Source organism: Hymenobacter sp. (assembly GCF_036388155.1).
In the GTDB taxonomy this organism is placed as follows: domain Bacteria; phylum Bacteroidota; class Bacteroidia; order Cytophagales; family Hymenobacteraceae; genus Hymenobacter.
The window spans coordinates 20,433-46,438 of record NZ_DASVSI010000116.1 but is presented as its reverse complement, the minus strand read 5'-3'; the positions used below and the strand labels follow the sequence as shown (position 1 = coordinate 46,438).

At 59.8% G+C, this 26,006-nt stretch carries 20 protein-coding genes and 1 pseudogene; 7 read left to right on the top strand and 14 right to left on the bottom strand.

Annotation, left to right across the window (positions count from 1 at the left end; genetic code table 11):
• Positions 1 to 119: 119 nt before the first annotated feature.
• The 3 genes from VF629_RS15970 to VF629_RS15960 all read right to left on the bottom strand — a co-directional run bounded on the left by VF629_RS15970 (position 120) and on the right by VF629_RS15960 (position 2,783).
• Positions 120 to 1,433: a hypothetical protein gene (locus VF629_RS15970; protein ID WP_331059489.1), complete on the bottom strand. Its 1,314-nt coding sequence runs from the start codon at positions 1,431 to 1,433 to the stop codon at positions 120 to 122.
• Between the two features lie 464 nt (positions 1,434 to 1,897).
• Complete coding sequence (locus VF629_RS15965) at positions 1,898 to 2,257, bottom strand: hypothetical protein (RefSeq protein WP_331059488.1); 360 nt, start codon at positions 2,255 to 2,257, stop codon at positions 1,898 to 1,900.
• Positions 2,244 to 2,783: a hypothetical protein gene (locus tag VF629_RS15960; protein ID WP_331059487.1), complete on the bottom strand. Its 540-nt coding sequence runs from the start codon at positions 2,781 to 2,783 to the stop codon at positions 2,244 to 2,246. The genes VF629_RS15965 and VF629_RS15960 overlap by 14 nt, the downstream gene beginning before the upstream one ends.
• A gap of 50 nt (positions 2,784 to 2,833) precedes the next feature.
• On the opposite strand from VF629_RS15960, the gene VF629_RS15955 reads away from it, so the two are divergent.
• The 5 genes and pseudogenes from VF629_RS15955 (at position 2,834) to VF629_RS15935 (ending at position 7,437) form a co-directional block, all read left to right on the top strand.
• On the top strand, positions 2,834 to 3,100 hold the full coding sequence (locus VF629_RS15955) for a RepB family plasmid replication initiator protein (protein ID WP_331059486.1): 267 nt from the start codon (positions 2,834 to 2,836) through the stop codon (positions 3,098 to 3,100).
• Between the two features lie 36 nt (positions 3,101 to 3,136).
• Positions 3,137 to 3,256 (top strand): annotated as a pseudogene (locus VF629_RS25810) (hypothetical protein); the annotation flags it as partial.
• Positions 3,257 to 4,569: 1,313 nt separating this feature from the next.
• Entirely contained in the window at positions 4,570 to 5,334 is a 765-nt protein-coding gene (locus tag VF629_RS15945; protein ID WP_331059484.1) for a ParA family protein, read from the top strand.
• Positions 5,331 to 5,759, top strand: coding sequence for a hypothetical protein (locus tag VF629_RS15940; protein ID WP_331059483.1), 429 nt, complete (start codon positions 5,331 to 5,333; stop codon positions 5,757 to 5,759). The genes VF629_RS15945 and VF629_RS15940 overlap by 4 nt, the downstream gene beginning before the upstream one ends.
• A gap of 901 nt (positions 5,760 to 6,660) precedes the next feature.
• On the top strand, positions 6,661 to 7,437 hold the full coding sequence (locus VF629_RS15935; protein WP_331059482.1) for an AbiJ-NTD4 domain-containing protein: 777 nt from the start codon (positions 6,661 to 6,663) through the stop codon (positions 7,435 to 7,437).
• Between the two features lie 114 nt (positions 7,438 to 7,551).
• Here VF629_RS15935 and VF629_RS15930 read toward each other — a convergent pair whose 3' ends face one another.
• The 6 genes from VF629_RS15930 to VF629_RS15905 all read right to left on the bottom strand — a co-directional run bounded on the left by VF629_RS15930 (position 7,552) and on the right by VF629_RS15905 (position 13,883).
• On the bottom strand, positions 7,552 to 8,502 hold the full coding sequence (locus VF629_RS15930) for a HipA domain-containing protein (RefSeq protein WP_331059481.1): 951 nt from the start codon (positions 8,500 to 8,502) through the stop codon (positions 7,552 to 7,554).
• Entirely contained in the window at positions 8,499 to 8,831 is a 333-nt protein-coding gene (locus VF629_RS15925) for a HipA N-terminal domain-containing protein (RefSeq protein ID WP_331059480.1), read from the bottom strand. Before VF629_RS15925 ends, VF629_RS15930 begins: the two co-directional genes overlap by 4 nt.
• Positions 8,828 to 9,052 carry a helix-turn-helix transcriptional regulator gene (locus VF629_RS15920; RefSeq protein ID WP_331059479.1) on the bottom strand — a complete coding sequence of 75 codons (225 nt, stop codon included), beginning with the start codon at positions 9,050 to 9,052 and terminating at the stop codon, positions 8,828 to 8,830. The genes VF629_RS15925 and VF629_RS15920 overlap by 4 nt, the downstream gene beginning before the upstream one ends.
• A gap of 438 nt (positions 9,053 to 9,490) precedes the next feature.
• Positions 9,491 to 11,455 (bottom strand): DUF262 domain-containing HNH endonuclease family protein, encoded by a 1,965-nt coding sequence (locus tag VF629_RS15915; protein WP_331059478.1) that lies wholly within the window; start codon positions 11,453 to 11,455, stop codon positions 9,491 to 9,493.
• Positions 11,455 to 12,873, bottom strand: a complete 1,419-nt coding sequence (locus VF629_RS15910; RefSeq protein ID WP_331059477.1) for a DUF262 domain-containing protein — start codon at positions 12,871 to 12,873, stop codon at positions 11,455 to 11,457. The genes VF629_RS15915 and VF629_RS15910 overlap by 1 nt, the downstream gene beginning before the upstream one ends.
• Before the next feature lie 764 nt (positions 12,874 to 13,637).
• The gene (locus tag VF629_RS15905) at positions 13,638 to 13,883 is read right to left on the bottom strand and encodes a helix-turn-helix transcriptional regulator (RefSeq protein ID WP_331059476.1); all 246 of its coding nucleotides are present in this window, start codon (positions 13,881 to 13,883) and stop codon (positions 13,638 to 13,640) included.
• A 118-nt stretch (positions 13,884 to 14,001) separates the two neighbouring features.
• Between VF629_RS15905 and VF629_RS15900 the strand changes: the two genes are divergently transcribed.
• Together VF629_RS15900 and VF629_RS15895 are read left to right on the top strand one after the other, a co-directional pair.
• Entirely contained in the window at positions 14,002 to 14,349 is a 348-nt protein-coding gene (locus VF629_RS15900) for a hypothetical protein (RefSeq protein ID WP_331059475.1), read from the top strand.
• A 78-nt stretch (positions 14,350 to 14,427) separates the two neighbouring features.
• Positions 14,428 to 14,739, top strand: a complete 312-nt coding sequence (locus tag VF629_RS15895) for a hypothetical protein (protein WP_331059474.1) — start codon at positions 14,428 to 14,430, stop codon at positions 14,737 to 14,739.
• A gap of 259 nt (positions 14,740 to 14,998) precedes the next feature.
• Here VF629_RS15895 and VF629_RS15890 read toward each other — a convergent pair whose 3' ends face one another.
• From VF629_RS15890 to VF629_RS15870, 5 genes are all read right to left on the bottom strand, one after another.
• On the bottom strand, positions 14,999 to 16,213 hold the full coding sequence (locus VF629_RS15890; protein ID WP_331059473.1) for a replication initiation protein: 1,215 nt from the start codon (positions 16,211 to 16,213) through the stop codon (positions 14,999 to 15,001).
• A gap of 1,661 nt (positions 16,214 to 17,874) precedes the next feature.
• Positions 17,875 to 18,138: a hypothetical protein gene (locus tag VF629_RS15885; RefSeq protein WP_331059472.1), complete on the bottom strand. Its 264-nt coding sequence runs from the start codon at positions 18,136 to 18,138 to the stop codon at positions 17,875 to 17,877.
• Positions 18,139 to 18,749: 611 nt separating this feature from the next.
• On the bottom strand, positions 18,750 to 19,883 hold the full coding sequence (locus tag VF629_RS15880; RefSeq protein WP_331059471.1) for a hypothetical protein: 1,134 nt from the start codon (positions 19,881 to 19,883) through the stop codon (positions 18,750 to 18,752).
• A gap of 512 nt (positions 19,884 to 20,395) precedes the next feature.
• Positions 20,396 to 23,995, bottom strand: a complete 3,600-nt coding sequence (locus VF629_RS15875) for a hypothetical protein (RefSeq protein ID WP_331059470.1) — start codon at positions 23,993 to 23,995, stop codon at positions 20,396 to 20,398.
• Positions 23,996 to 24,066: 71 nt separating this feature from the next.
• Positions 24,067 to 26,004 carry a hypothetical protein gene (locus VF629_RS15870; RefSeq protein WP_331059469.1) on the bottom strand — a complete coding sequence of 646 codons (1,938 nt, stop codon included), beginning with the start codon at positions 26,002 to 26,004 and terminating at the stop codon, positions 24,067 to 24,069.
• Between the last annotated feature and the right edge of the window lie 2 nt (positions 26,005 to 26,006).

The following is a 26,006-nucleotide window of genomic DNA, read 5'->3' as shown; positions in this document are numbered from 1 at the left end:
CACCTGCTCGTTTTGCCCATTTGAACCGCCTGGGGCGCTATTCTTTCCAGCTACCAGCCGACGTGCTGGTCAATGGCCTGCGTCCCCTGCGTCCCTTACCGTAATTCTTTGTCCAGTTACTAACGCAACCCCATCTTGAGGTCCTTTTCAGCAAACTTCGCCAGCGGGGCGGGCCCGGGGAACAACTGCTGCCAGGCTTTGCCCAGCTTGAGGTCGAACGTTCGGACGGAGGCAATGACGCGCCAGTCGGGCAATTGGGCCACGGCTTCCAGCAGGGCCCGGTAGGTACCTTCCGAGTTGCCGCCCCGGGAGGCGTCGAGCGCGTCGAGTACCAGATAGGCCGGGCGGGTGCCGGGAAATTGCTGGAGCACGTCGAGCAGGGAATGCTCCAGCCCGATTTCGCGCCGCAGCGCGTCCAGGTTGTTCGCGCCGCCGGCAACCGCCACGCAGCACACGGGGTGCGTCGAGCGGAGCTTACCGGCCACGGACCAGAGCACCGCCGACTTGCCGGCCCCGGGCTCTCCGGTGACCGCCAGCGTGCCGCGGGCGGCCTCCTCGATAACCGCCGCCTCGAAGGGGCGGTCCAGCCTCATCGGGCCTTCCTCCACCGCGATGGTGCTGTAGCGTTCCAGGTGGTTGAGGGTTTGCTGGCTGTAGGCGGCCAGTCGCCGCACGTCCTGGTCAAAGCTCGGCGGTGCCAAGAATCGAATTTTTCCGTTTAACTCCAGCCGGATGGCGGCCGCATCGCCCCCGGTTCCCTTTTCGGCCGCGTCGGAGGCCCACTTAATCAACAGATCCACCAGCGCTTCCTCGTCGCCCGGCGTGGCCACGACGTGCGTTAGGGCCTCCTCTACCAGGTGGCGATGCGTGTCGTTGAGGGCGACGACCGCGCACAGGTCCAGCACGGCCTGCTTTTCTGCCCGCGTAATGGGCGCATTGTTGAGGCTAAACCAAGCGGCCTCGATCAGCCGCGAAAACACCTCCAAAGCCCGTTGATACTTTACGGGCTGGTTGGTGTCCGCGTGGGTGCGGTGCCGGTCAAGGGCGGTGCGCAGGTCGTTGGCGACGCTGGCCGCCGCTTCGGGGCCCACCGCCAGGACCAGGCGGTCCCGTGCGGGGTCGAGTTTGCGGCGGGTGCCGTGTTCGAGTGCGCCCGCGGCAAATTGGCGCACGAATTGGTGCGCTACCGAAGGCAGTTCGCCGCGGGTGGATAAGGCGACGGTGTTCTTCGCTTGGACAAACACGCTGCCGCAATCGGTGCGGACGAGGACATCGTCAACCCCCGTCTTGGTCTCCAGATACACTTTCTCGGGCGTGCCTGGTAGTCCAGAAGCCAGGCGGGAGAGTGGCCGCTCCGTTAGGAGCAAGCCCGCGACGCAAGCGCCAACCGCTCCTTGGAAATTTGTTCCGGAAAAAGTGCTCCGTCCACTCATCGGTGCCTTCTCGTGTTGGGTTTAGGGGAAGTGAACGGCCCTGCGCACGTTCCAGCTCGGACGTGAAAAAACGCTCAGATGTTCCCCCCGGCCGCGCCTTCTGCATCATCCGCATCGTTCGAGGTGCATCCGGGGGATGAGCGGCAAAGGTATCATCGCCCTTGTGAAGGAGACGACGGAATGTCGCGCGCTGCCGGAAAAGCGGAAATGCTGGGTTTGCGGTAGTGCCCGCGTCCGCTCGCCGGACCCTATCCATTGACTGGGGTGTGCTGGGCACCTGAATGCGGTTAAGGAAATAGTGAATCCGAACCATTGGCGCCCGTGCGACTACCTGCGCGCTACCAAGCGGCCGTGCCTAACTCAGCAGCGCCGGCGGGACCCGCCGGAGGTGCCCAGTGAACGCAGCACCGGTCAATTTCAGTAATACCCGATCTAACCGGATCAGGCTACCGAGTGGAACGGCGTTATTTCTTCTTCTTGGGCGCCGCGGCTTTTTTGGCAGCGGGCGCGGCTTTCCTGGCCGCCGCATACTTTGGGGCCGAGATAACCGCAGCGTAGGGATTGGGCCGAATGCTCGAAATGCTAACGACGACGTTGTCGGACGATGCCGGGCTCTGCGTCTGGGCATTTTTGCCGGCCAGTTGCTTGCGGATAGCTCGGACGGCCGGGGATTGGTCGCGGAGCTTGCGCCGCTCCCGAAAGAACGCATTTAGCTCCTGACGGTCTTCTAACGTCAGGGAAGTAGGTGCTACCACAAGGTCCACCGCAACGGGCTCGATGCCGATTTTACGGCGGGCGGGGGTGGGCATGTCAGGCGAGGGCATAGTTTGGAAAGTACCTTTTAACGAGTTGGGCGGCGTTCTCGGTTCCAATATACAGCCGATTGTGGCGCAGGCGAGTTGCCCCTAGCGCGGTGATGTAGTGGTTGATCAGGTTGGTTTTGCTTATGAACGCCACCTCCCCATCGTGGTTGAGTTCGAAAGCGCGCCGGCAAGCATAAGCTATTAAGTTGCCGGCCACGCCCAGGTACTGCTTTCCCCGGCCTTTGTTAAAGGCGGTGCTTTCCAACAGGTGCATAAAGACCACGTCGGGCAGGAGTTCCAGGCTGATGAGGCCGTGCACCACCGAGCGGTTGCCCACGGTGTTGAGCTGGTACACCTCCCGGTCGCCGTCGCCGGCCTCGGCAACCCAGTTGAACTGCCACTCTTTCTTGACCAACTTACGGGCTTGCAGCAGCGTTAACCGCCGCACTTCCGTGGGGAATGACTCACCCGTTTTCGCATTTTCAATGGAACGGGTGAGTTTGTCGATTTTAACGTCAAACGGGGCCGTGCGCAGGCTTAGTTTCATTCAGACAGGGGTTCAACGCGTAAATGTAAGGTGCCCGCCACGTTGGTCCGGTGGTCTTTGACCCAGGTGCTGACTACGCGAAAATGCTCGCCAGCAAGCTGGTCGTGCAGGGTAATGAGTTGGTTAACGCGCTTTGCGCTCACCACTCTGGAGATGCCGACGCCGACCATAGCAGCGGGGAACAGTCGCTGGTGGTGCGCTTCAACGACCGGGTGCGCGAGCACCTGCTGCAGCTCAACGAGGGCCATTTCACCCAGGCCCAACTCCTACAGCTGCTCAAGCTCAAAAGCGCCCACTCCTACCGCATCATCTACTAGCGGCTCACGCAGTACAGCCTCTTCGGCACGCGCACGGTGCCGGTGGACGAGCTCAAGAAATTGCTGGGCCTGGAAGGGCAATCCAAACAGTCGCCGCTGTTTAAGCTGCGTGTATTGAACCGGGCTCAGCAGCAACTGGCCCGGACCAACCCCGCCTTTGAGTACGACCTGCTGCGGGACACTGGCAAAAGCGCGGAACAGATTCGTTTCCGCTTCACCCGCTGGGCAAGCAAGCGAGGCGCGGTTGAAGGTCGGCGTCGCCGCCAACAGCATCGGCGTGGTCGGCGGGCTCATCGAGCAGGGCGAGGGCGAGCCCGCGTACGTGCGGCTCGTGGTCAACCAGCAGCCTTGCGGGCGCCGTGTACACAGCCATCACCAAAGGCCACCCGCTCGACGACCGCAAATTTCTGGAAACAAAACAGAAGGCCGCGGCCCGCAAAACCACCAAAGCCTAGGCCGAGGTATTGCGCTACCGCCCCACGAAAGCGCAGGAATTCTTCGGCATTTTGCCCGAAAAAACCGGGCCAAAGGGGCGACGTTGCGGAGAATTTGCGGCGGGCTTGCCTTTAGCAGGCGTCTAGCCGGGAGGTTGACGCCCCTGGCGTCGAGTGGCCGCCGGTCAAGGTTTTTGGTTACCCGTGTGCTGCTGGTAAGCAGCACACGGGTAAGCAGGCGAAAACGGAACCAGGCCCCGCCAGCCAGCAGCCGTTCGGGCGGGCCACCTGTCCCAGCCGACTACCCAGGAAAAATGCCCTTGTTCTCCGGTGGATACGCTGCTCCTCCCCTACCGAGGAAACCAAGGGCCTTTGGACCACGGCGCTCAAGCCCGCAAAAGCTGTTTCCAACCCGGGCGCGCTACGTGGGCATCAGCAGCCATGGTTCGAATGAACGAGGCACTCGCGAGTCTCCGGGCTAGGTCGGACTTTGCGGGGACCTGGAGCACGCTGGTGCAACCGTAACCAATCAGCCGCCCCCGGACGAAGGTGGCCCGAAGCGGCGGCCCTGCGCCGGCTTTGTCGACGAGGCGATCCTTACCGCAAGGGGAAAGCAACTGCCGTGAGGTACCTCTACAGCAAGGGAATCGCAGGCCAGGCCGCGAAGCCTTGCGCCCTGGCCTGCGATCGTGTATTCAGAGAGGCCCTTGATTTGATTACGCCGCTCAAGCAAGGGGGCGGGCTGCGGAGAGGCCGCCGTATGCCCCCCTCACGTTGCATAATCAGATAGTTACTGTCTTTCTATCTATTGATAAATAAAAAAATACAGAAAGACATAAAAGACGTAAAGAAATATTTACAAAAAGCAGGAAATCAATCTTTACCGGAAGATTTCAAATCTATCGCGCTTTTCTTCAGCCTTATGAGCGTCAATTTAAAGATGATATAGTTGGTAAGACGGTAAATATTTCTTTTAAGTATAGACAATCTTTATCATCTTTGCGTAAAGATTATTCACAACAAGCTCTTTCATAGATGAAAGTCATTGCAATTGCCCAGCACAAGGGCGGGGTAGGAAAAACGACCTCCGCGCTTGGCATTGGCCATTCCCTGGTTCTGCTCGGCCACCGGGTATTGCTCATCGACTGCGATCCCCAAAGCAATCTTACCTCCACCTTTGCCGGGGTGCAAGCCCCCAACTTGTGCATGGTCCTGCGGGGCGAGGCGACGCTGGCCGAAGTGGTGCAGCCGGTGGGGGATAAGCTCAGCCTGATTGCCTCCCGGCCCGAGTTGAGCCCGCTCGAACGCATGATTGGGGCCGATGCCACGCACCCCAACCTGCTCCGCCGGCAGTTGGCGGGCTTGCAGGGCCAGTTCGATTACGTCGTCATCGATACGCCGCCCTCCATGGGGCCGATGACGGTCATGAGCCTAAGCGCCGCCCATTACGTGCTGGCCCCCATGCGGCCCGACCCGTTTGCGTTTGCCGGCTTCTACAAGCTGCTCGACATGTTGGGGGCCGTGCGCGACAACTTTAACCCGGCACTTGAACTCAAGGGCGTTTTCCTCACGCAGTACCACCCCAGCTATCGGGGGCAGGTGTACCACGATTTTGCGGAGGAGCTGGCCCAGCAGCCGCGCGTGCAAGGCCTGCTCACGGACACCTCCATCCGCATCAACGCCAAGCTGGTGGAGGCCGTTGCCTTGAAGAAAAGCATTCACGCCCACGCGCCGGAATCCAACAGCGCGCAAGACTACTTAGCCCTCACCCAAGAACTCTTAACCCGGATTGCCCCATGAGCAAGCAACCCCGCCCCAGTTTTGCGGCCACCGCCGTGGCCGACCTAATCGGTGTTCCCCCCCAGGCCGTTAACCCCGACCACGCCCTGTGGCCCAACGCCGGCACCATTCGTCCGGCCAGCCCGGCCGGTAGTGCCGAGCCGGCCTCAAACGCAGGCCAAGCATCGGCCAGCGAAAAAGACAATCTTTATGGAAAAGATGGTCTTGATGGCAAAGATATAAAGTCAGAAAAGATCGTCTTTTCTAACAAATTGGAAGCCGGTACCTACCTAAAGCTTCAGCAATTAGCCACGTACGGGGGGGAGAACATTCAGGAGATCCTCGAAGCGGCCCTGACGGCGTATTTCGAGGGCAAAGAGGAAGCCTCTCGGCCCTTGCCGCCTAAAGTTCTGGCCGTATTGCGCAAGAAATACCCGTTCCTCTAATCGCCTGTTCCCACTTGCTTGGATAGGGGAGGGGCGGTACCGGGGCGGCCGGATAAAAGCCTTTCATCCGCAAATTGTTGCACCAACTAAAAAAACAGTTAGGTGACTAACTTGCTGGAGCAGGTGCGCAAAGAGATGGGTGAAGTTCGCATCCGCCGGCGGTGCCCAGCCCGCGTCGCGCTAAACTCCTGCCCCGCCTGCGCCGGGTGTAACCCGAGAAATCGTGCGAATTCCATAGATGCTACTTCAATTGCTCTTCGCTCAGCCCCGGCTAGCGTGCACGGCTAATCCACGGCCGGCGGCCACCGCGCACGGTGTGGCCCCCAGCCGAATTGAAAGTCACCCTTGCACCCTTGTTGGTGGAACTCGGCGAATGGTGCCATAACCCGGTGTTGGTCGGAATGCAGTCGTGCTCGGAGGAGGGCTTGTTGGTGAGCCAGTGGCCGTAAGTCTGCTTGCTGGCCGCTCGGCTCAGTCGTTGCCAGCTGCCGACCAGGCCGCAAGTTTTTTAAAGTCGGAAGGAAACTACGGTGACCGCAATCGTTCACTTTAACTAGTATGCAAGCACCTGGAACAGGGCCGCGTATCGAATGCCATCCAGCTTTTGCGCCTTTGATTACGCCAGCCGCACCCATTCGAGGGCGCCCGCGGCCAGCGCCCGGTGCTAGGCTAATGCCTGAAACGGCGGCACATAGCCTCCCGGCGCGGCTTACTCCGTCGCTGCTGAAACTAGTTCTTCACCACCCATGCATTATTTTAGCAATTCCTGAAGAGCGTCCCGGCTTAGCTGAAATACTCTCAGTGAACTTACGGGGCCTATTCCACTCTGCGCGCCGGACCCATTAAGGCCGATGGTACCGTGTCCATGACAATGGATTTTTGCCATCCTTCCCCAATTTCTATGAATCCTTCTTTTTCAAAACGCAACGGCTACAAGAGTGAGGAGCGGGAGATAACTGTCCACGAAGACGCCCCGCAGGAGTTGAGAGAATTTATCATCTCTGCAGCCCAACACACCGGCCATGGTGCTACTCAGGTAAGGGCGGTGATTTGCGCGGTGCTTCGAAAAATTCCGGATTCTAATAACTGGAGTGCCCAACCGGTTTTGCGCGAAGCACAGGAACTGCTGGAAGAATGCCCGTGGTTTAAAGTCTACGACGTCATTGAGCGCCTGTACAGTACTTCTGACGAAAAAACAGCCTTTGCCGAGGAGGTAAATGAGTTTTTCGCCGCCCACGGCATCGGCTACAAGCTGGAGAGCGGCCGCATTCTTTTCCGGGGGGCGGAGGGGTTTGAGAAAACCTTACGCAGCACCGCGGCGATCCTGGCAGCGGCGGGTCTCTCGACCGCTAAAAAGGAAATCCACGAGGCCATAAATGACCTGTCACGCCAGCCCGAAGCCGATATTACGGGCGCCATTCAGCATGCCCTGGCCTGCCTGGAATGCGTGGCGCGGGAAGCCTCCGGAGATGCCAAGAACACCCTTGGCGCGCTCATCAAGAAGCACCCGGGTATTGTTCCGTCCCCCTTGGATATTGTAATTGATAAAGCATGGGGCTTTTCTTCGGAACAAGGGCGACATTTACGGGAAGGCCGCGAACCCGCTTTTGAGGAGGCGGAATTGCTAGTGGGCCTTTCGGCTTCAATTTCAACCTACTTAGCGCGGAAACTAACCTAAAGTAGACGGGAAGATGGCAGCACGTATAATGTGCCAAGCCAATAGCAACTAGGCATGTTGCCGCCTCGAACACGGGCAATAACTCGCTTGGCAGCGCGCTGCTTTCAGGCGGCGCTATGCCAAGCCTAACTGCGCAAACCGTAGCTCCAGCAGCGCATGGTACTGCTGCTGCAAGTCCGATGGCAGAAAGCTCTCGTCGATGAAGCGGTGCCAGGCTGGTTTCACCCGGATAAACCGGTTAAGCATCGACGTGAAGACTTTCTCCGGCAGCGCGGCCCGCTGGGCCGCCGCCTGAAAATCGGCGAGCTTCAGCTTCTTCTTGCGGCCGTTGAGGGTGAGGGCCAACTCTTCCGTATCGGCGGGATTGACCAGCGCCGTCGCCACCAAATCGTAGGCTGGCGCCAGGTTATGGCCCAGACCGGGCGTGTGGAGCAAAGAAAAATTCTTCAGGTGCATGTCGGCGTTGCCCGTCAAAAACGAGAAGAGCACCTGCTCGTAGAAGTTGCCCGCATCGAGGCCCGGGTTGGCCGAGAATTTTAGAATGGCCCGCGCGACCTGCTCGTGCGAGCCGTCGTACTTGTTTTCTGTCAGCCGTTCCGTCAACTGACACATGTCCTCCATCGGCAGCTTTTGTCCGCGCTGGCGGTCAATGCGCCGGGTCACATAGGCCAGGGCCTCGCCCTCCAGCCGCAACAGGCCGTGGGGCACGGTGGCGAGGCGGGCCAGCCGGGCCAGGTGCATGGTGAGGTCTTCCACTTCGGGCAAGTGGGGGTAGTGGGGAGTCGGCGGTTTCAAAATGTAATTGCCCAGCGCGCCCACAATCGTGAAGCGCGGCGGGCCGTTGCCCTCGCCCGGGGTGGCCAATGCCAACGAAATCTTGGGTTGGACCCCCGGAACGGCAATGTGCTGGCGCACGACCTGTTCGGCCAGGGCGCGGAGTTCGGCTACGGAATAGGGAAAAGCCGGGGGCACCGGCTGGCCGTACAGCTTGCGGCTGCACGCCGGATGGTACCCTCCTGGGCTTTCCGATGCCAGCGGCTGGTAACAGTACAGGCAGCGGTTCATGGGGCAGGAACGGGGGAAAGTGGCTGAATGCTCACGGCCCCAATGCAGTCGCGGCAGCAGGCGAGGAGCAGGCCCATCCGGTCCCGGGGATTGAGCTTCCAGTTGCGTTCGGCAATGTCCAGCAACCAACCCTCGGGAATCAGCCCGTCAAAAAAAGGAAACAGCACGCGTTCCACGTAGGGCTGCGCACGGAGCGGGAGCGTCAGGCTGATGGGCTGGGCCGTGGCGACGAGCAGGTAGGCCGGGTCGTAGGCGAAGGTATACCCCTGCTCATCCTGCGTAAGGGTACCGGCCAGTTGGCCATCCATCTGCACGAGGGCCCGTCTCATACCGAGGTTTCGGGCTGGGTGCGGTCCAGCGGGGCGGGGGCGAGCTCGTGGCCGAAGAGGCGGAGCACCGCATTCACCTTATCGAGTCGCAGGGTGGGTTTGTTCTGCTCCAACTCGCGCACGAAACGCAGGCCAACGCCGGCCTTCGCCGCCAGGTCGGGCTGGGATAAATGCAACAGCTTGCGGCGCTGCTTCACAAAAGCTGCTACTGGATTCTTCATGAAATGTACCCGATAGGGTATAATAAGCGGTGAAACATGTTTTATGCACCCGTTAGGGTATAATATTAAGCAATTTTGTGCAGATAATACCCGATCGGGTGCGCATCAGGCTACAACGCGAGCGGGGCTTTGCATCACCGTTCTTTGTTCTTTGCCCCTTGCGCCACTGAATAACCGAAACCAGTGGTCCAACCGAAACAACAGGCTGCGAAAAGGCTAGTGGATCGGGGCAGTATTTTTCGGGCTCACGCGCGGCAGCCGGCTAATGCCGCAGGCACGCCCTAGCTGGGGACCGGAGTCGAAAGAATGATTTTCTCCTGAAGAATGGGTGCACCGGTTAGCGCCAGCAACCGAAGCTGGGACAACCCTGGCGGAGGGCAACACATTTACTCCCCCACTGCCTTTTACTCCACGCCCTGCCGTTTTGCGTCGCCGTCCTTAGGCGTGGCTAGCGAAGTAGGTGCGCAGGTAGGCTTTCATCTGCTCGCGGTGGGCTACGCACCGCTTGTCGTTCCACTGGCGGTGCTCATAAATCAGGGCCGATTTCAGGGAGTCGAGGCGGGGCTTTAACCCGAACTCCTGCCGCTTGAGGAGAAAGGCTTTGTTGCCCGCTTCGGAATTAATGCTGCGCGATACCAAGGCCAGGTTACCGAAGTCGTCGAGCAGCCCGTTGGTCAGCGTGTGCAGGTCTTCCGGGCGGGGCTTCTGGGGCGACACGTGCTCGACGGAGTTCTTGGCGGTGAAACGGAAGGCGCGCCACCGCTCGTCTAGTTGCCGCTGGCTGAACAGCTCGTGCCAGAGCACAAAATCCAGCTTGTAAAACCAGTAGTGCGCAAAATGGACCCCGCGGCCTTGGTCCAGGTAGTCACAGCTGCAGGGCAACTGCCGGGTGGCCAGGTTCTGGCCGAGCAACTGCCGGGTACGCAGGACAAGGTTATCCTCGCTGCCGGTGCAGAAGAGCTGGTTATCGAGCCGTTTCAGGTATTCATAAAGTACTGAACTGTCGGGTTGGCGCAGGGCCTGGTCGAGGAAAGGCGTGAGCCAGTACTGGGTGGTGATCTGCTGCGAGTGGTAGAGCATGCTTTGCAGCAATTCCAGCCCCGAATGCCCGGTGGACGGGTCGCGGTGCAGATAATTAAGGCGCCTACGGGAAGGCTTGTGCTTGCGCAGGCGCTTAATGGCGTGGATTTCGTCGGTGGACGTTTTCACCCATTTAATGACAAATAAATCAAAGCCCTGCCGCACCTGCCAGAGCAGCTCAACGAACTGCCGGGCCGTCGCCTCGCTGGTGATGGCCCCGCTGGAGGTGAAGGCCTGGAGCAATTCTTTTTCGTTGATGCGCTCCAAATCAGGCAGTTTGCGCCGGAACAGAAAGATGCGCAACGTATGCAGCAGCAATTGCGGGAAAGAGAGGATGCTGCGCACGGCTTCTTGTTCGTCCTCTGCTGTTCCCGGCTCCTCTTTCTCGTAGTCGTCCGCCGACTCGGACGGCAGCGAGGCCGCCTTGCCGGCCAGAACCTGATTGAGACGGACCGGCCGGCGGGCCCGACCCTCCGCGGGGGCGCCGAGTAAAGGCAGCAGTTCCTTCACGTGGAAGGCGGCCGCGGACTCGTCATACCAGCCGGCCAGCGGTTGCTGCGCTTCCCGGGCAAGGTTGCGCTCCAGGTAGTCGTCCGTGTTCGCGCAGGCATTCCACAGCTTGGCGTAGCGGCCGCGCAACGAGGTGCTGCTGCTAATCCAAGAGAGCAGCCGGCTCTTCAGAATCTCGTGGTGCTGCAGCTGGGCGCCGCGGTTGTTGAGGGCTTCGAACAAGCGGGTAAGGTCGAAGGTAACGGGAACCTCGGTCACAATGAGCCGGACCTGCCGCCGCACAAATTGGCCAAACTGCCGGGCTGCCGCCGAGCGAATGCCGGCTGGGAAGGCCTGGGCAAGCCGGTGCTTGATCAGTTCGTACGCCTGGGTGATCTGCCGCAAACCCAGGCGGTGTTCGGGCAAGAGCGCCGGAGGCTCGCCCTGCCGCAGCTGCGCCTGAAAGTAGGCGTTGGCGGCAGCCCGGATGGCAAACGTGAGCCGGGGGGCGGAACCCGCCGCCGCAAAAGCGGCCAGTGGGGCTCCGGCCTCCCGTCCCAGGGCAAGACTCAGCAGCCAGAGGGTGGTGAGCCGCTGCTGCCCGTCGATGAGATCAAACACATCCCCCGTCGGCGGCTGGCGCACGAGCAGGATGCTGCCCAGATAATAGGGGCGCCGGGGGGTCGAGGCAGCCGTCAGCAGGTCATCGACCAGCGTGTTTACTTGCTCTGCTTCCCACACGTAGAGGCGCTGGTAGCGGGGCACGCGGAAGCGGTAGCCGGCCGCAATCAGGTCCTGCAGCGAACGAGCCGCCGACTGGACTGTTGAGGTCATCAAGTCCATAGCGCCCGGGTCGTCAATTCGGCGCGGGTGCGCCCGAAGTAGTGGAGGACACGCTGCCGGTAGCGGGATTGTACCGGGCCCAGGGCCTCGTCCGGCTGGTCGGCTTGCTGGGCGTACACGGCCTGCAAGTCCTCGATGCCGTAGACCGCGTCGAAAAGCTGTTGGGGGGTATAGGCCTGCGCAATCAGGTCGAGCAGGTTGTGCGGCCAATCGCGCAGGGCACGCGTCACGGATTCGCGCCGCACCTGCTGCCGGGACAAGCGAATGCCGCCCACCCAGTAATCAAAGCACTGGGCCGCCTGCGCCAGTTGGACGGACCCGAAGCCATCGTAGTACAGCAGCAGGCACAGCTGCATGAACTCGCGCAGGTAAGCCGACAGGTCCGCGGCGTACACGGCCGTCCAGAACGCGCGCATCGGCGCCAAGGCCGCACTGGGCTCCCCCGCGCCAAAGAGCAGGGCGAATGTTTGGGCGTACGTGCGGGCATACTCGAAAAAATGACTCCCTCTGAACAATGGCTGCCGCACGCTAAACGCCCGCAGGGAGTAGGGGAGGAGGGCGGCGACGGGGGGCCGCCGACCCGGGGTGGGAGAGGGGGGGCATTCGTCCGGCAGCGCCCAGCGCAGCAGCGAGGCCCCGCCCAAGGCCTGACCAGGGGCCCAATCCACGGCCTCCTGCTGAAAGGTGTGCAGGATAAGATCCCGGTTTTCAAAAGCTAGCGGCTGCTGGCCGCGCCAGTTCCGGGCGCGCCAGAGCATTTTCTCAAACAGCACCGGCAGCAGCTCCGGGCCGTGGGCCGTGGCGACGTGTTCCCAGGTCTGGGCGTAAGCGGCCTGCAGCTTGTCGGCCAGCGGCGGAGTTGCCGCACGGATTGCCCGCAAATGGTAGGCTTTCAAAAAATCGGGCACGGCCAGCGGCATGCCCCGGTTGTTCTGGGTATCGAAAAAAGTGAAGGCCGCGTCTTCGGTAGCAATGACAATGCGGGTAAACGTGAGCCGGTCCAGCAAATCGGGGACAGCAGCTAACTGCAGGGGACCCAGGCGCGCGGCCAGATACTGCTGGACCGCTCGCAGGTTTTTCGTGGACTGGTGCGTGCTCAACTCCAGATTCAACTTTTCCGGCAAAGCTCCGTGTAGCAAGTACTGAAAAATAAACAGGGTGGTGAGGCGCTGCTGCCCGTCGATTATCTCATACGTGTTCGCGCCAAGGTTGCGGTAGAAGACAACGCTTCCCAGGTAATAGACTGGGTCCGGCTGCGGCCCGGTAAAGGCCGTTTGCAAGTCGCGTAGCAAGGCCGCGACCTGCCGGTCGCCCCAGGTGTAAGACCGCTGGTAGTCGGGAATCCGCACCTGGCGAACCTCCTCAAAAAGCTGGCGAAAGCTACAGGTTTTAACGGAAACAGCACTCATTAGTAGACGGTCAGCATGGCCAGCAAATTACGGGTGGGCTGGCGAGCAACCCGCAATCCACCCCGGTGCAGCGGGTGATGCTGATGTCATATAGGCAACAGACTATCAAAGAAACGATACAATACCACTGGCGGGATAAAAGTGCGAATAAGACGCTGGTCGAAGCGCAAATACAGCTGCGCGACACCGCTTACAGGAAGAGCTTTAGAACGTAAATGGGGATGCTGGGCACCTTTACCCCGGGTGCGGTTGAACGAGTCGAATAATCTCGTCGAGTGTGCTGGCGTTGAATCTACTCACAACGCGATGTGCCCGGACGACCAGGTGGGGCGGGGCTTTGAAGTGGCTTGTCTCCCGGTGTGGTAAGGGGCCAGGAATACGTGCGACTGTTGGCCAGCTTCGAACGCAGACTCGCCTTGCGAAAACCTTCTAATCTGATGGACCAAGCGATGGCTTTTAAGCTCTTGGACCTGAGCAGGGGCAGCATTGGTCGCCTGGGGCGCATCATAAAGCCCGCCGCCATTCACGCCGTGAAGACGGGCGTGGAATACATTACCATAAAAGGCTTAAAGGACATGAATGCCTTTCCACTGGCGGACGACGCACGGTTACGTAGCCCTGTCAGATAGTTTCGTTCAAATAAATGGGGCAATCGGGTGGTGGCTGCGGGGCTATTTTCCCAGGGTCAACTGGGCGAGCCGTTGCGTAAAACGGCTGGCGCCGCGTATCGGGACGCGTTCATCTACCGGTGAAAGGGGGAGGTTTCAAGCAGCCTTGTTCGCACCAAGGGTTGCTTCCACCCGCCGAAGCAAGTCCGATGCTTCTACCTGCAGGGCGGCGGCCAGGCGAAAAATAGTGGTGAGCGAGGGCTGCTTGGTCCCCGTTTCCAGTTGGGAAACGAAGGAGCGGTCCAAGCTTGCTTCATCCGCCAGCGCTTCCTGGGACAGCCCAAGCTCCTTGCGCATCTGATTGATAACCAAGCCAAACGCTTTGATCGGTTCGCCGCTCATTGTGGCGGCAAGCTACTGGAGCCCCATAGGCCCTTGTTGTTGCCTATAGTCTACAAAAAGACGTAGATTGCCCCCTAATTGAGTATCGGCTCATACAACACTTCCCAGCTTATCCTCTGTGCAAACCGAAACCCACCTTCTCGCTCACTTCCTCACCAAGGTGATGGGCATTGACGGCAACCAAGAGCCCATTGAGATTGAAGTTATTATTCGCCGGAGAACAACGGCCAAGGCCATCGTTCACGAAGAAGAGCCACCCGTTGCCTCCGGCAATAACCGCACGGGATTTCCTTACGTGCACCCTTTCCCCACCACCCTCAGCGAGGCCAACAAAGTAGGATTGGACAACCTGGCCTATTGGAGCACTGGCCGCAGGAGGTCAAAAAATTACCTCATCAACCGAGCGTTGGTACACTACCTGGCCCTATTCAAAGAATCCCAACATTCCACGAGGTGGCGTAGATAAGGCGAACACCTGTGGAATGCGCTTTAAAATTACATCACGAGTGACCCGGCGATTGGCAGCTGATTTTAACCCTCCCTTATGTACACCGACCAAGACAACGAAGACGATGCCACCCGCGCCCTGTACGCTGATAAGGGGGGGCCTGCGCCGGGCTCCTCCAAGAAGCTGACCACGCCCCTGAAGGCCGCGCCGAAAAAGGAGGGCCCGGAGAAAAAGCATTCGTTCACGTCCACGATAACGAGCGACAACAAGCGCCGCCTTGCCAACTACCAGGCCAACAAGCCCGGCGGGGCCCAGACCACCGACGTGTTGAATCAAGCCCTCAAACGCTTCTTTGATACCAACAAGCAGTACGCGGACGTGGACCCGGTAGACCCTGGTTGGGGATAACTCAACTGTAGCAGGCAGTGGGGAAGTGACGAAACATCCGCCTGCATCTTGTGTCTGTGAACGCAATCGGCGTTACGGCCACCACTTCGGGAAAGTGAAGCACAAAGTAGTGGGGTCCGCTTTCCACTCGTCGTTGACGAGCGACAATATCGACGACTTGTCAGCGCCCCAACTACCATGTATGCCCATGGTGACCTGCTGCTGGTGACGGCAGACTGCTTGGCCGACCCGGGCCTCTGCCTTGCGGTCCGTGCGTTGATCAGCGCTTGACCAGCCATTCCTCCCCGCCGCGCAGTTCCACAACAAACCCATCGGGCAAATAAATGTCTTGTACGTGCTGTTCAAAGGTCGCCGCGCGGGCGCGCTGCTTCATGAACGGTCCCGGGTTGTCGTAGATTTCCCGCACCTCGCTCATGCGGTAGGCCACTTCGCTGTCCGGCACCGGCGCGGCGATCCGCACCCGCGGGGCGGGGGACTTTTGTGGCGCCGTCCGCTGCTGACTCTCGTGGTATTCCCCCAACAGGTACTTCTCCACGAGGGCTTTGTAGATGGCGCCCGCGGGTTTTTTTACTTTGCCCAGCTCGTGTTGCTTGAGGATGCGCGCCAGCACGAAATCCACGTAGCCCAGGTCGTACTCTTCGGCTTCGAGTTGGCGGGCAATCTGTTCCACGCTGCGCCGGCTCACTCCCACGGCGGCCAGGGCAGCCCCCCATTCCGAGGCCGTCGCCCCGCCGTCCGGCAACGGCATTTTTGTAGCACCCTGCGTTCCGAGCTGCAAAAGGAACTTAATGCGCTGCACGACCTGGTTTTCGCGTTCGAGCTCGAAGGTAAAGGGGATATCCGTGCCGGCCAGTTCGTTCTGGGCCTTGTCCAATACCCGGGCCTTGAAGTTGGAGAAGCGCGGGTATTCCTCTTTGCCGATGTTGAGCACAAAGCGTAGATCGTCCACGCTCATCGTGCGCTTGCCAAAGTCGGCGTATTCTTTCAGCAGCCAGTAAATGCGCAACGAGTACGGGCTTTTAAGCTTGCGCAGCTCGTCAAGGGCCGCCATGGTAAAGTTGCCGCTTTGTCGCAGCTGCAGCAGGTAAGGCATGATGAGGGGGTTGAAGATGGCCATCACGCCCCCCATGTCCCCCCGGTATTCGGCCTTGGCCATGAGCGGAATGTACTCAAAGTTGGGCCGCTTGCGCCGGCGGCGCGTGCCCTCTTCTAACTTTTCGATATAGAGCGTGAACTGGGTAAGCTTTTTGCACATTTCGTCCACTTGCTCGTAGGCCGATCCGCCGTCAAGCTTGTTGACTAACTCGGACAGGGGCACGAAGTGCTCCTGGAAGTCGGTGTCGTCAAAATCGATGCGAGAGAGCAACGACAGGAACAGCCGCATCTGCAGCGGCACGAAACTGAATCGGGCGTTGATCAGCGCGTTGTGCTGGGCCACCAGGGCCGCGGGCTTGTTGTTTTCAGGTGTTTCCATGGTACGGCATTTTTGTAGCAACCCCGGCATTTTTGTAGCAACCTACCCTGCATTAACCGGCATTTGTGTAGCAGCTATACGGCATTTTTGCAGCAGCTTCACGGCATTTTTGTAGCAACCTACGGCATTTTTGTAGCAACCACCCTTGGCAATAAGTTGAAATTCAAGCAGTTGTGGCACCTATAATACTATATAAGTAAGTAACAAGTTAAAAAGCTAGCTTTTAAGAAACGGCATTTTTGTAGCAACCTGAGTTGGCCTTTAAAGTAAAAAAAGGTACAACCGCATAAAAAAATTTGCGCTTTGTGCTTTTTTATACTTTGAATACTGCAGGTTTAGAACTACTGTGGAGCATTGTAATCGGTACAATCAACGGAAGCACCGAACGGAAGCACCGAATTGCTGGAAGCAAAGTAAGCAGGGGCGCTGATTCAAACGAGTAGACACTGCCCAATTTTGACGCTCAGGGCTTCGTTCATTGTCACCATCTTCTGGTGCAGGTGGCAAGAGAGATAAAGGGGTGCAAACAAGGGGTGAGGGCGACGCGTAGCAAACGCGGAGCCTACGGCTCGGTTAACATAGCTCCCTTCTCCAAGCCCTTGTATCCCGGCGTTGTGGCCGCTGGCGTGGTTTATGGGGCCCCTAGACTAGGTAAGGGAATAGGCCGATCCGACTCGCTAGGTTAACCTGGCGCAACGCGCGTCGACGGAGTGCCGATGGAGCGGTGGTCCGGCTCGTTGTGCTGGCGGCGGACACCCAACCGCCTTGCTCAAGTACTGCCGTTTGCGTTTTGCGAGCCCAGCGGGACAGGGTGCCTTCTCTGCGCCCGATGGGGGTAAAGCTGAAGCACCCTGCCCCGCACGCGCCGGATGCCCCAGGGGCGCGGGCAACCTGACCTCCGAGGCCAAGCAATACGGACTCAATCTTATTCAAATCACTCCTTCGTTGCTGTCACCGGGAGATTAACTTTTAAACCGCCAAGACTCATTATGTCAACCCAAGCACGCATGTACCAAGGCATGGGGCCCAGCGGGGGGGGCTCTGGCCGTGTCCCCGGCCCGATGCCTTACCAGCAGCTCTTGCTCACCGGCGCGCGGCGTGCCACCGAGTGGCTCCCGCTTGAGCTACTGGCCCATGCTTGCTGCGCCAACGATCTGAATCACGCCTGGTTCAAAGCCCCCACACCTCACCACGTGACGCCTTTTGTGTGGCCATTACAAGCCCGACATCGGCAGCTGAGTCCAGAACAACCCGCTGGCTACCCACCAAGTGCCCGGCAGGCAAGCAGCCCGTTTTTCTCAAGGTGAATTTGCTTGCCGACGGCGGATGCGGGAAGCGTTGGCGGGCCACCTGCCCCGGAGTCGAGTTGCCCGCTCAAATCCGCGTGCCTCCCCACGGGCACCTACAGAAAACTTACCTACCTCCTATGCGACGGGCGCGGCAAACCACGGTCAAGCATGTGTTTAAGATATGATGCATTGCCCCTGCTTTACAAGCCAAGTAATAGATTTTATAAGTGGGGTACAGAAAATCTACGCTTTCTGTGTGACCCGAAACGTTCCTGTCTTGGCTGGCGCAATCGCCTTTGGGAGTCATTGGTTTGGTGGGGGGCGGCCCGATGAATCCGTTTGACTTACAATAAAGGCGCTTCCAAGGTGGGCTCACGGTCCTTGCCCCTCGTTTAGGCTTCGGGGAAGTTGAATAAAAGGCACGTAAAGATCCAAATACGCCGAGTCCGTGAAGGCGACGATCGCGTTCGCATGGTCGGAGTGCCTGCTGCCGTGAACCTCCACGAATACGCCGCCAGGCAAGTGATACAAATGCACGGCATCTCCCTCCCAGCGCGTGGCCAAGTAGGTGCCGATGACAAAAATTGCCAACTCTTGGCTCTCGCTCGATAGCACCTGATATTCGCGGAGGGTCATCGCCCGTCAAGATAGAAAGCAAGCCCGGCAAAGCCTTGCGCATTCGACGTGGCCTCTTGCGGGAAGACGGGAAGTTTCATTGATTAGGACCGGGCCACCATCACAAGAACCGATGCCAGTTAATCGCGCCTCAGCACTCCTTGCTGCTTATTTTAAGTATACTCCCACGGTTTTTTCGATGCTGCTCTTCGCTTCCGCAGCCGCGTGCATTGCCTCATTGTGACGACAAAGCATGCATTAGTGACTAACGTGGACGTTGCCGGGGGCCCGGCTTGTGCCGCTACTTTGGCACGGGGGGCTTTGGAGGCAGCACGCTAAAGGCAAGGCCAATATATTCAGCCCTGAGTGCTGGGCTAAGGTTGAATTGGGCCCCAGCGCCAGGCACACCTCGTCCGGCGCAGGCCTTTAGGCTGAAGAGCAGCAGCAAGCCGGAAGCAATGGCGTCTAGTACCCGCCCCTGGGTCGGGATACTGCAGGGGGCGGGAGGGTGCTTGCCACGGCTGTAAATCCGTCCAGAGGTAGCAAAGCGAGTTCACCGGCGACACCCCGGGCCTATAGCACATAAAGGGCCTCGCCCAGAATTTCTACGGAGATACAGATTGGAACGGACCCTATTTTTCTTCTTTGTTTTTCCGTTCAATGTTGACCAGCAGATCAGGCACCAAGGTTTCGCTGAAACCGGCCAGCACTGACAAGAAGAGCAGGGTGAACATTCGCTGTTCAGGTTGAGCCCCTTCCACCACAGCCCCGAAAATCAAATGAGCCGAAACCGCGAGAAATAAGATAAACCCCGCGGCGATGGCTATGAACGTGCGCTCGACGCCATACAGTATGTAAATCTTCCACTTTATGCCGCGCACGGTGGACAAATTACGAAGTTTGTAGGAAAGCGAAAACGCGCCGCCTAGGCTGGCACAGGCCACCACAAACAACAAGGTGTACGGGTGGTAGCCATCCACAAAGGGGACACGATTGTACAGATACCAAGAACAAAGCGCAAGAACTGAGCAGATGACTATGTTAGAATACAAAAACGCGATCTTATTGTAGATGCGGTCTTTGAATTCGGTGTTGATCTCGTTGATTATATTGTCAAACAACTCAATTGCCTTCGCGTGGCGGTTGTCGCTGAGCATGGCATGGCTCAGCACGTTTGCAATCCGGGACTTCAGAAACGGGTCGTTGGGAACCTTGTGCAACAAAGACTTCACTTCGATGTATTTTGCCTCGATCTCGGCAAACCTGGCCATCAATTTTTCGTCCTTTTCTTTTTTGGAGTAGATGAGAATTTTAAAGGAATCGGCCAAGCCCTTGCCCTCCACCTCGTACACCACAAACTCATCGCCCTTGACAAACACCTGCTTGATGAGCTCGTTGTGCTCGGTTCGGTTGCCGATGGCAATGTTAGAAAGGCAATTTTGCTGCTCCAGGCGGTAGGCCTTTTTGCGCTCTTTCTTCTTTTTGTTTTTAGCGGAGGCAACCCCATCCTCGCTTAACACCAACTCATTTAACGCAGAAAAGCCAGGCGAGGAAGGTTCCTCGCCTGGCTTACTGACCGGATTCGGCGAAAGCTCTTCGCCGCTCTTTAGGAATTTATCTTGATACGAGTGATTGGATTCGGCATCCGATTGCTGGTTTGAGGTCTGCTCATCAACATGGCGCTTGGGGTTTGAGTGAAACTGAGAGAGTTGGGATGGGTCTTCGAAGGGTTCTTCGGAATTAAATGATTCAGGGACAGTCGACATGGCGCCAGCATGGAAGGCAGAAAGAAGGCCTCGCCATGCAAGCTAGTAACGTTGTCTTAAACGGCCAACTAGGGTCGTATGTTTTTTTGCAAGTGTGCCCAGCGCAATCGGCGTTTTGATTCTAGTATACCGCAAGCTTGATAGCAGCAGTGCTGCCCGCCTCGTTTAGTACGGAGGTTCGCACAAACATACATCCTTTTCGAGCATTTAAATCACTGTCCTAAGCAAAGTTGCAAACGTTGAGCCAAATACTCAAATCGAGCCCGTCTTGTTCTTACCACTACTTTGTCTTTCCATGGTGGAACGAGCGTTTGGTGAGCAGCCATTTCTGAGGCGAATAACTGCTTGCCCTTGCTTTCGCACCGGGATTTCGCTCTGCGGATGGGGTATGCCCCAACCGTCGGACGCCGCTCGCCGCCATCGAAGACCGCCCTCCGCTTCAATAACTTAGCAACCGCTCGTCCAAGGTTAAGCTCCAAGTCCCGCGCTGGCCTTTTCACCAGATGCCCTGCCTAACCAACCTTCAGCGCGGAGAGCCAGCAGGGCGTATAATCCCGTCGGGGGTAATAGCCGGCCCCGGTCGAATAGTAAGTTAACTGGACAATGTCGCCGGGCACCAGGGCAACCACGGCGGAACCCGCGAAGGTGGCGTAGAACGTTGTGCCAATGGCTTTCAACACGTTGCTGGCCCCCACGATTTGGTAATCGTTCAAGCTCGCTCCCTTCACCAGCTTCATTTCCAGGTAAGGCGTAGCGTTCGGACCAAGAATCTGGCCGGACATGTTTACCAAGTACAGCCCTCCTTTGCCCGCCGGGATGACAATGCGTCCGTTGACTGTGTCGCATAACGTCGTATCGGAGCCCGCGGCAATGTTTTTGCATGGAATGGCGTTTTCGCCCGCGACGCTGTTGCTGGAGGTGAAATTATTTTCCATTCGGGCGTAGACCGTGACCGGCGTGGCGGGGGCGGTGCCGCCCCCACCGATTGCGGCGCCGTTCCACAGCAGTTGGCCCGTGTTGCTGACGCCCAGAATGCCTTTGGTCAGCCCATCCGGCGAGGCCACCACGACCTTGCCGCCGGCGGCCATCACCTTGAGGTAATTGTACCCAAAAATGTGCGTGGCCGCGGCCAACTGCTGCGCGTTGTTCCCGTTCGTGCCCGTGAACATGACCACGTTGCTGGACGCTCCGTCGTTGGCAGCAACTTGATTCAACCCGGCTTGCCCCGCCACGACGTAGTGCTCCTGCCCCCCGTCGTAGAGGTTAATGCCCACGTTGGCGTCGTAATTCAAGAACGCGGTGCCCGAAAGCTTGCTTTTTAGCGCAGTCGTCAACAGGTTAGCGTTATCCCCCAGCACAATTGGCGTGCCGTTGAAGACGGTGTTGTTCAAGGAGGCCTGGAAGCTGCTCCCGAAGAGATTGCCCACGGCAACCGGCTTGTTGGTCAAATCGGCGAGGTTGTTCGCGCTACGCAAGGCCCCCGGGTCGGCGCCCCCTGCAGAGGCCCCACCCGTGGTGCGCTGGTCGAGCACGGTCATCCCCAGGCCTTGCAGGTAAGCCACTCCGTATTCAGCGGGCAGCGAGGTGCTGCCGCGCAGCACAATCGTGGCCGTGTTCGCGTTTTTTACCACTGCCCCACCGAGCACGGTAACGTCCGTGAGGGTGAGTTTCGTCGTGGCGGAATTCATTACCAAGCCATTGGTGGGGGCCAGGGTCATGTCGACCACGTAGGCCGTCAGTTCCAGTTGGGCAGTACCGCTCAGGGCACCCAGCTGGGCATTGGCCGTCATCATTGTGGCCTTGCCCCCTTGAATGCTTAGAAAAGCCGCGTTCTGCACCTGTATCAGGGAGCAATTACCGTTGACCCGCATGTCGCCCACGAACTCGTAGCTTGCGGAGTTCGTGATGCCAAAGGCGTTGGTGGTATTGTTAATCCAGCTGGGAACTGGGTCGATGTTTTCCACCAGAACGGTGCCGGCGTGCTGACCGCGTCCCCCTCGCCACAGGATGCCGTTGCCGCTGCCCCGATATTCCACGTGGACATCGAGAATCCGCGCGGTGACGGTCGAGTTATCGGTCACAGTGAGCGCGACCGAGCCGGGTCCGTTTGCTTTTAACTTCGCCCCACCGCCGTAGACCGTTACCTCGCCGCTGGTAGGAAAACCAATACAGTCTTGGCTTTCGACAGTGTTCAGGCCATATCCGCTCAGGTTTAGCGTCATACCACTCTTCAAACTGATAAGAGGGGCTGTGGTGCTGGTGAACGGCATTGTCACCGGCGTGGTAATCGTCAAAAAGTCCCCGCTCACAGCTGCCGCCAAAGCCATTTTTATGCCGTCGTCCGCGCCGGCATTGGGCTGCGTGCCCACTCCGGTGAAATAATCCCGGCTGCGGTCGGCGTGCACCAGAATGGCTTTGTTGTCGTGCACGTCGGTCACGTCCTGCACGGCCCCGGCGTCGGCTTTCGTGGCCAGGGCCGCCAGGACCGCGGCCACTGACGGGGCTTTGCTTGTGCTGGTCGGCGCCAACGAGTTCTGCACGTAGGAGGCGGTGTAGGCGATGACCAGTCCGGGGTAGGCCCCGGACTGAATCGACACCCGCAGGTAAGCCGCCCCGACCGGCGCGGTACTGGTATCCGAAAACCCATCCGTCCAGGGGCCCAGGTAATTCTTTGCCGCGTCGTAGTAGGCCGCGTTGCTGAGCCCGTTGGTGGATTTAAAGACCGTGCCGGGCGCTACCGGCACAAAATCGGAGGCCGTAAAATCGTCGCTGTCGCTTTCCGCCCCGTCTTCATTGTTGATGTACTTGCCGGCCACAAAATCACTCAGGTCCAGCGTATCCTGCAGGGGTTTGGCGGGGATTTCTTTGTTCTGCAGGGGCCGGGTGAGGTTTTCGACCCAGCCGCTACCCCCCCGCAGGGACGAGCGGAACAGGGGGTGCCCCCACGCCGTGGGATTGTCCACCAGCGCCGGCAGATTGTAGTAGCCCGAGGCCAGGGCGCCCAACTCGAATGCGGGAATCTCGGGGGTCTCGCTGTCGGTGTCGCGCTCCCAGGTGATTTGATCGATGTGCAGGTTGAGGACCTGGGTGTTCACCAAGGCCAGGCCCCGGGGACTTTGGCCACGAACGTGAATGTTCTTAAAAAACAGGTTTTTGCATTCCTGGCCGTTGACAAAAGGCAAGAACACCAGGCGGCCCGTGGGCTGGCGGTAGTACGAATTGGCGGGGTATTCGCCCCCCCCGCTGTCGGCGTAACGATTTTCGTTGCCCGAACCAATGTTCGAGCCCACGCCGGGCCGCTGGAACGAGGCCACGTGAAAAGCATCGAAGTGCTCTAGAATTCTGGTGTTAAACGTGTTGTAAGACTCCACGTTCTCCAGGCGCAACCCGTCGGCGTACGTAGTGTTGGAGCCGGCGTAGGGCGAATTTTGCGGGAAGCTTGTGGCTGTTGCGCTTACCAGCACGCCGATTCCTTCCGCGGCGCAATCAAGGAACTGAAAGTTCTCGAGCCCGCGGTAGCAGATCACGCCGCAGTCGTTGTAAGAGAAGTTACAGTTTTTGAACACGGCTCCGGGCAAGCCGTCCAACGTAGCCACGGCAAAGCGAAAGTCTCGGAACGCCACGCCTTCCATCACGAAGCCCCCGAAGTAAGTAGGCAGGTACACGGCCGCGCCCGCCAGCGGACCGGCCGCGGTGGGGGTGGGAAAACTCAGGTCCGGCTCGGTGTCGGGTCCGCAGACCGGGGTGGCCATCTGGCTGCCCACGAGCTCCAGGCCGCCGCAGTCGAGCAGCTTCCAGTAGTCGCCGGCGTAAACGACCGTTTGCGTGAGCGCAAGGAGCAAGGGGGCGCTCTGCCGCAGGGGGCGCCGGTTGGCGGCCATCCACGCCAGCGCCTTGGCCCACACCTGCTGATCGGTGTCGCCCTCCTCCCGGAAGCCCGCGATCGTGCGACCCGGATCGGTCACTTCTTCTTCCGCCGTGGTCAGCTCGGTGGCCAGGCTCACGAGTACGGAGTTAAGCCCGGCCGCCGTGGTTTTTTGGCCCTGGGAGTCCTGGGTATGCACCGCCAAGTCAATTTCGGTGCGCAACGTATCAAGGTCTTTAAGCGACATGGAACTGGTAATTAATTGATGGAAGAGTTAATGAAAGCGCGGCGCAGCCACTGAAATTGATATCGGTCCGGTTACGCGGGGGTGCCGGCCAGGAGTTGGTCAAAAGCCAGACCCGAGCTGCCCCCGAACGAGGCGGGTCCCCGCTGCCGGCCGAACCAAAGAATGGTGCGGCCGTCGAACCAACGGGCGCGGTAGCAGAGCCCGTCCACGCGCACGCCCGCGGGAGGCACCTCGTGCTCATGCAACCGGTAGGGCTCAGCAGGGCGTAGTTGCAACAGGGCGGTGCGGGGCTGCACCAAGGCGTCTTCCGCGGCCAGGTCCAGGTTGGGCACCTGACGTTCCAGCGTTCCTTGCTCCAGGGCCCGAACCCCCGCGGTTTCCGTAAAGACGAAGGGCAACCAATTCTCGGGCACGGTGCCCATGAGCTGGTAGGTGTAAGCTGGCGCGGCTTCCGCCGCGCCGGTGGCAGCCACGGGTAGGGGGGCCAGGCGCCGCAGATTTTCCGTCACCTGGGTGGCGGCCGCATTGCCATCCAAGCCGCCAGCAAAGCCATCGGGAACAACCGTTTCCACCGCCCACACCAAGTTGGTGGCTTCTTCCCGACGGAAGTTGACCTGCTCCACGGGCCGGCTGATCAGGGGACTGAGCACGGGAGCGGGCACGTACAGAGAGGGCGCCACCGGGGCGCTGGCGTCCGCGGCTTCGGTTTGCGCGAACAGGCGCCAGCGGTTTTGGTCGTTGTCGATGAGCACGCCCGAATCCGGTTCGGTTAATTGTCCCGCGCCGGCGGGCTGCACCGCGTGGCGCAGCCCAAACACGTCGGTGACGTGCACGCTGGCCACGGCGGACACCGTTCCCACGGGGACTGAGTAGGGCACCGAGAACCAGTCGTTTTGGTACACAAACATGAACTCCTGCAGCAGCATCCGGCCCCAGTCGGCGGGGTGCCCACTGACCTGGCCAAAGTCGACGCGCCGGTCTTCATACTCCCACCACCGCGCCACGGGGGCCCCGGGAAAATCTATTTCAGTGGCCAGCAGCCGGCGAACGGCCGCCGGGGCCGGAGTGGTCGCCGGCGTAGCTTGCTGGTCCACGGCGTACCAGGTCAGGGTCCCACCCCCGGCATGGGCGTTCGAGCCCAGCTTGCCGGCCTCCGGGGAGCCGAGGGCGAAGCCGTAGGCCAGGTCCTCGGTGGACCAGCCCTCGCTTTCGGCGCCCAATAAATACAGCCGGTGAAAGGCCAGCACAAATTGCCGGGCTTCCTGGTCCAGCTCGGCGCCGCTTACCCCGGACCAGGCCGCATTTCCGGGCACGGCCGCGAACGGGGCCGTGGCCAGCAGGGGCTGGGCCAGTGAGACGGCGGCCAAGGCGTCCGCCAAGTGCTGGCTGTCGGCAAAGGCGGCGCCCAGGCCGGACCGTACGGGCAGCAGCAAGGCCTGGTAGAGGGCGTAACCGTCCAAGGCGTTAGGTCCGGCCAGCTCCAGCAGGGCCCGTGCCTCGGCGGTGGACGCTTCTTGGGCATAAGCCACCGGCGCCGACTCCGCCGACTGCGCCGCAAGAGGAAAAACTCGCGCAAAGCGGCTCAGGGCCACGGCCCGGTCGGCGCTGGACGCGGCGGCCAAGGCCGGCAGCGCCCGCAGTTGCCGCAGCCAAAACTGGCCCATCTGCAGGCGCAGGCCCACGCCAATGGTCCGGGGCTGGGCCTCCACGGCGGCTTCCAGCGGCTGCAGCGCGGGCGCGTAGGGACGGGTGGGCTGGCCCGGCAGCGTCAGCTGATTCAGGGGCAGCTCGCGGGCGGCAACCTCCACAAAGGCCGGGGTCCCCCGGTCTTCGGCCCGGAACTCGTGCAGCTGCCACTGACGGGCCAGCAGCCAAGTGGGATCGCGCACTTCGGCACGGAGCGCCCGGTTAAACTCGGGGCTGCGGGGGCGACTTTCCAACCGGTTGGCGGCCAGCAGGGCCTGCACGGACGCGTAGGAAAATTCAGGGTCATTAAATTGATAGGGCATGG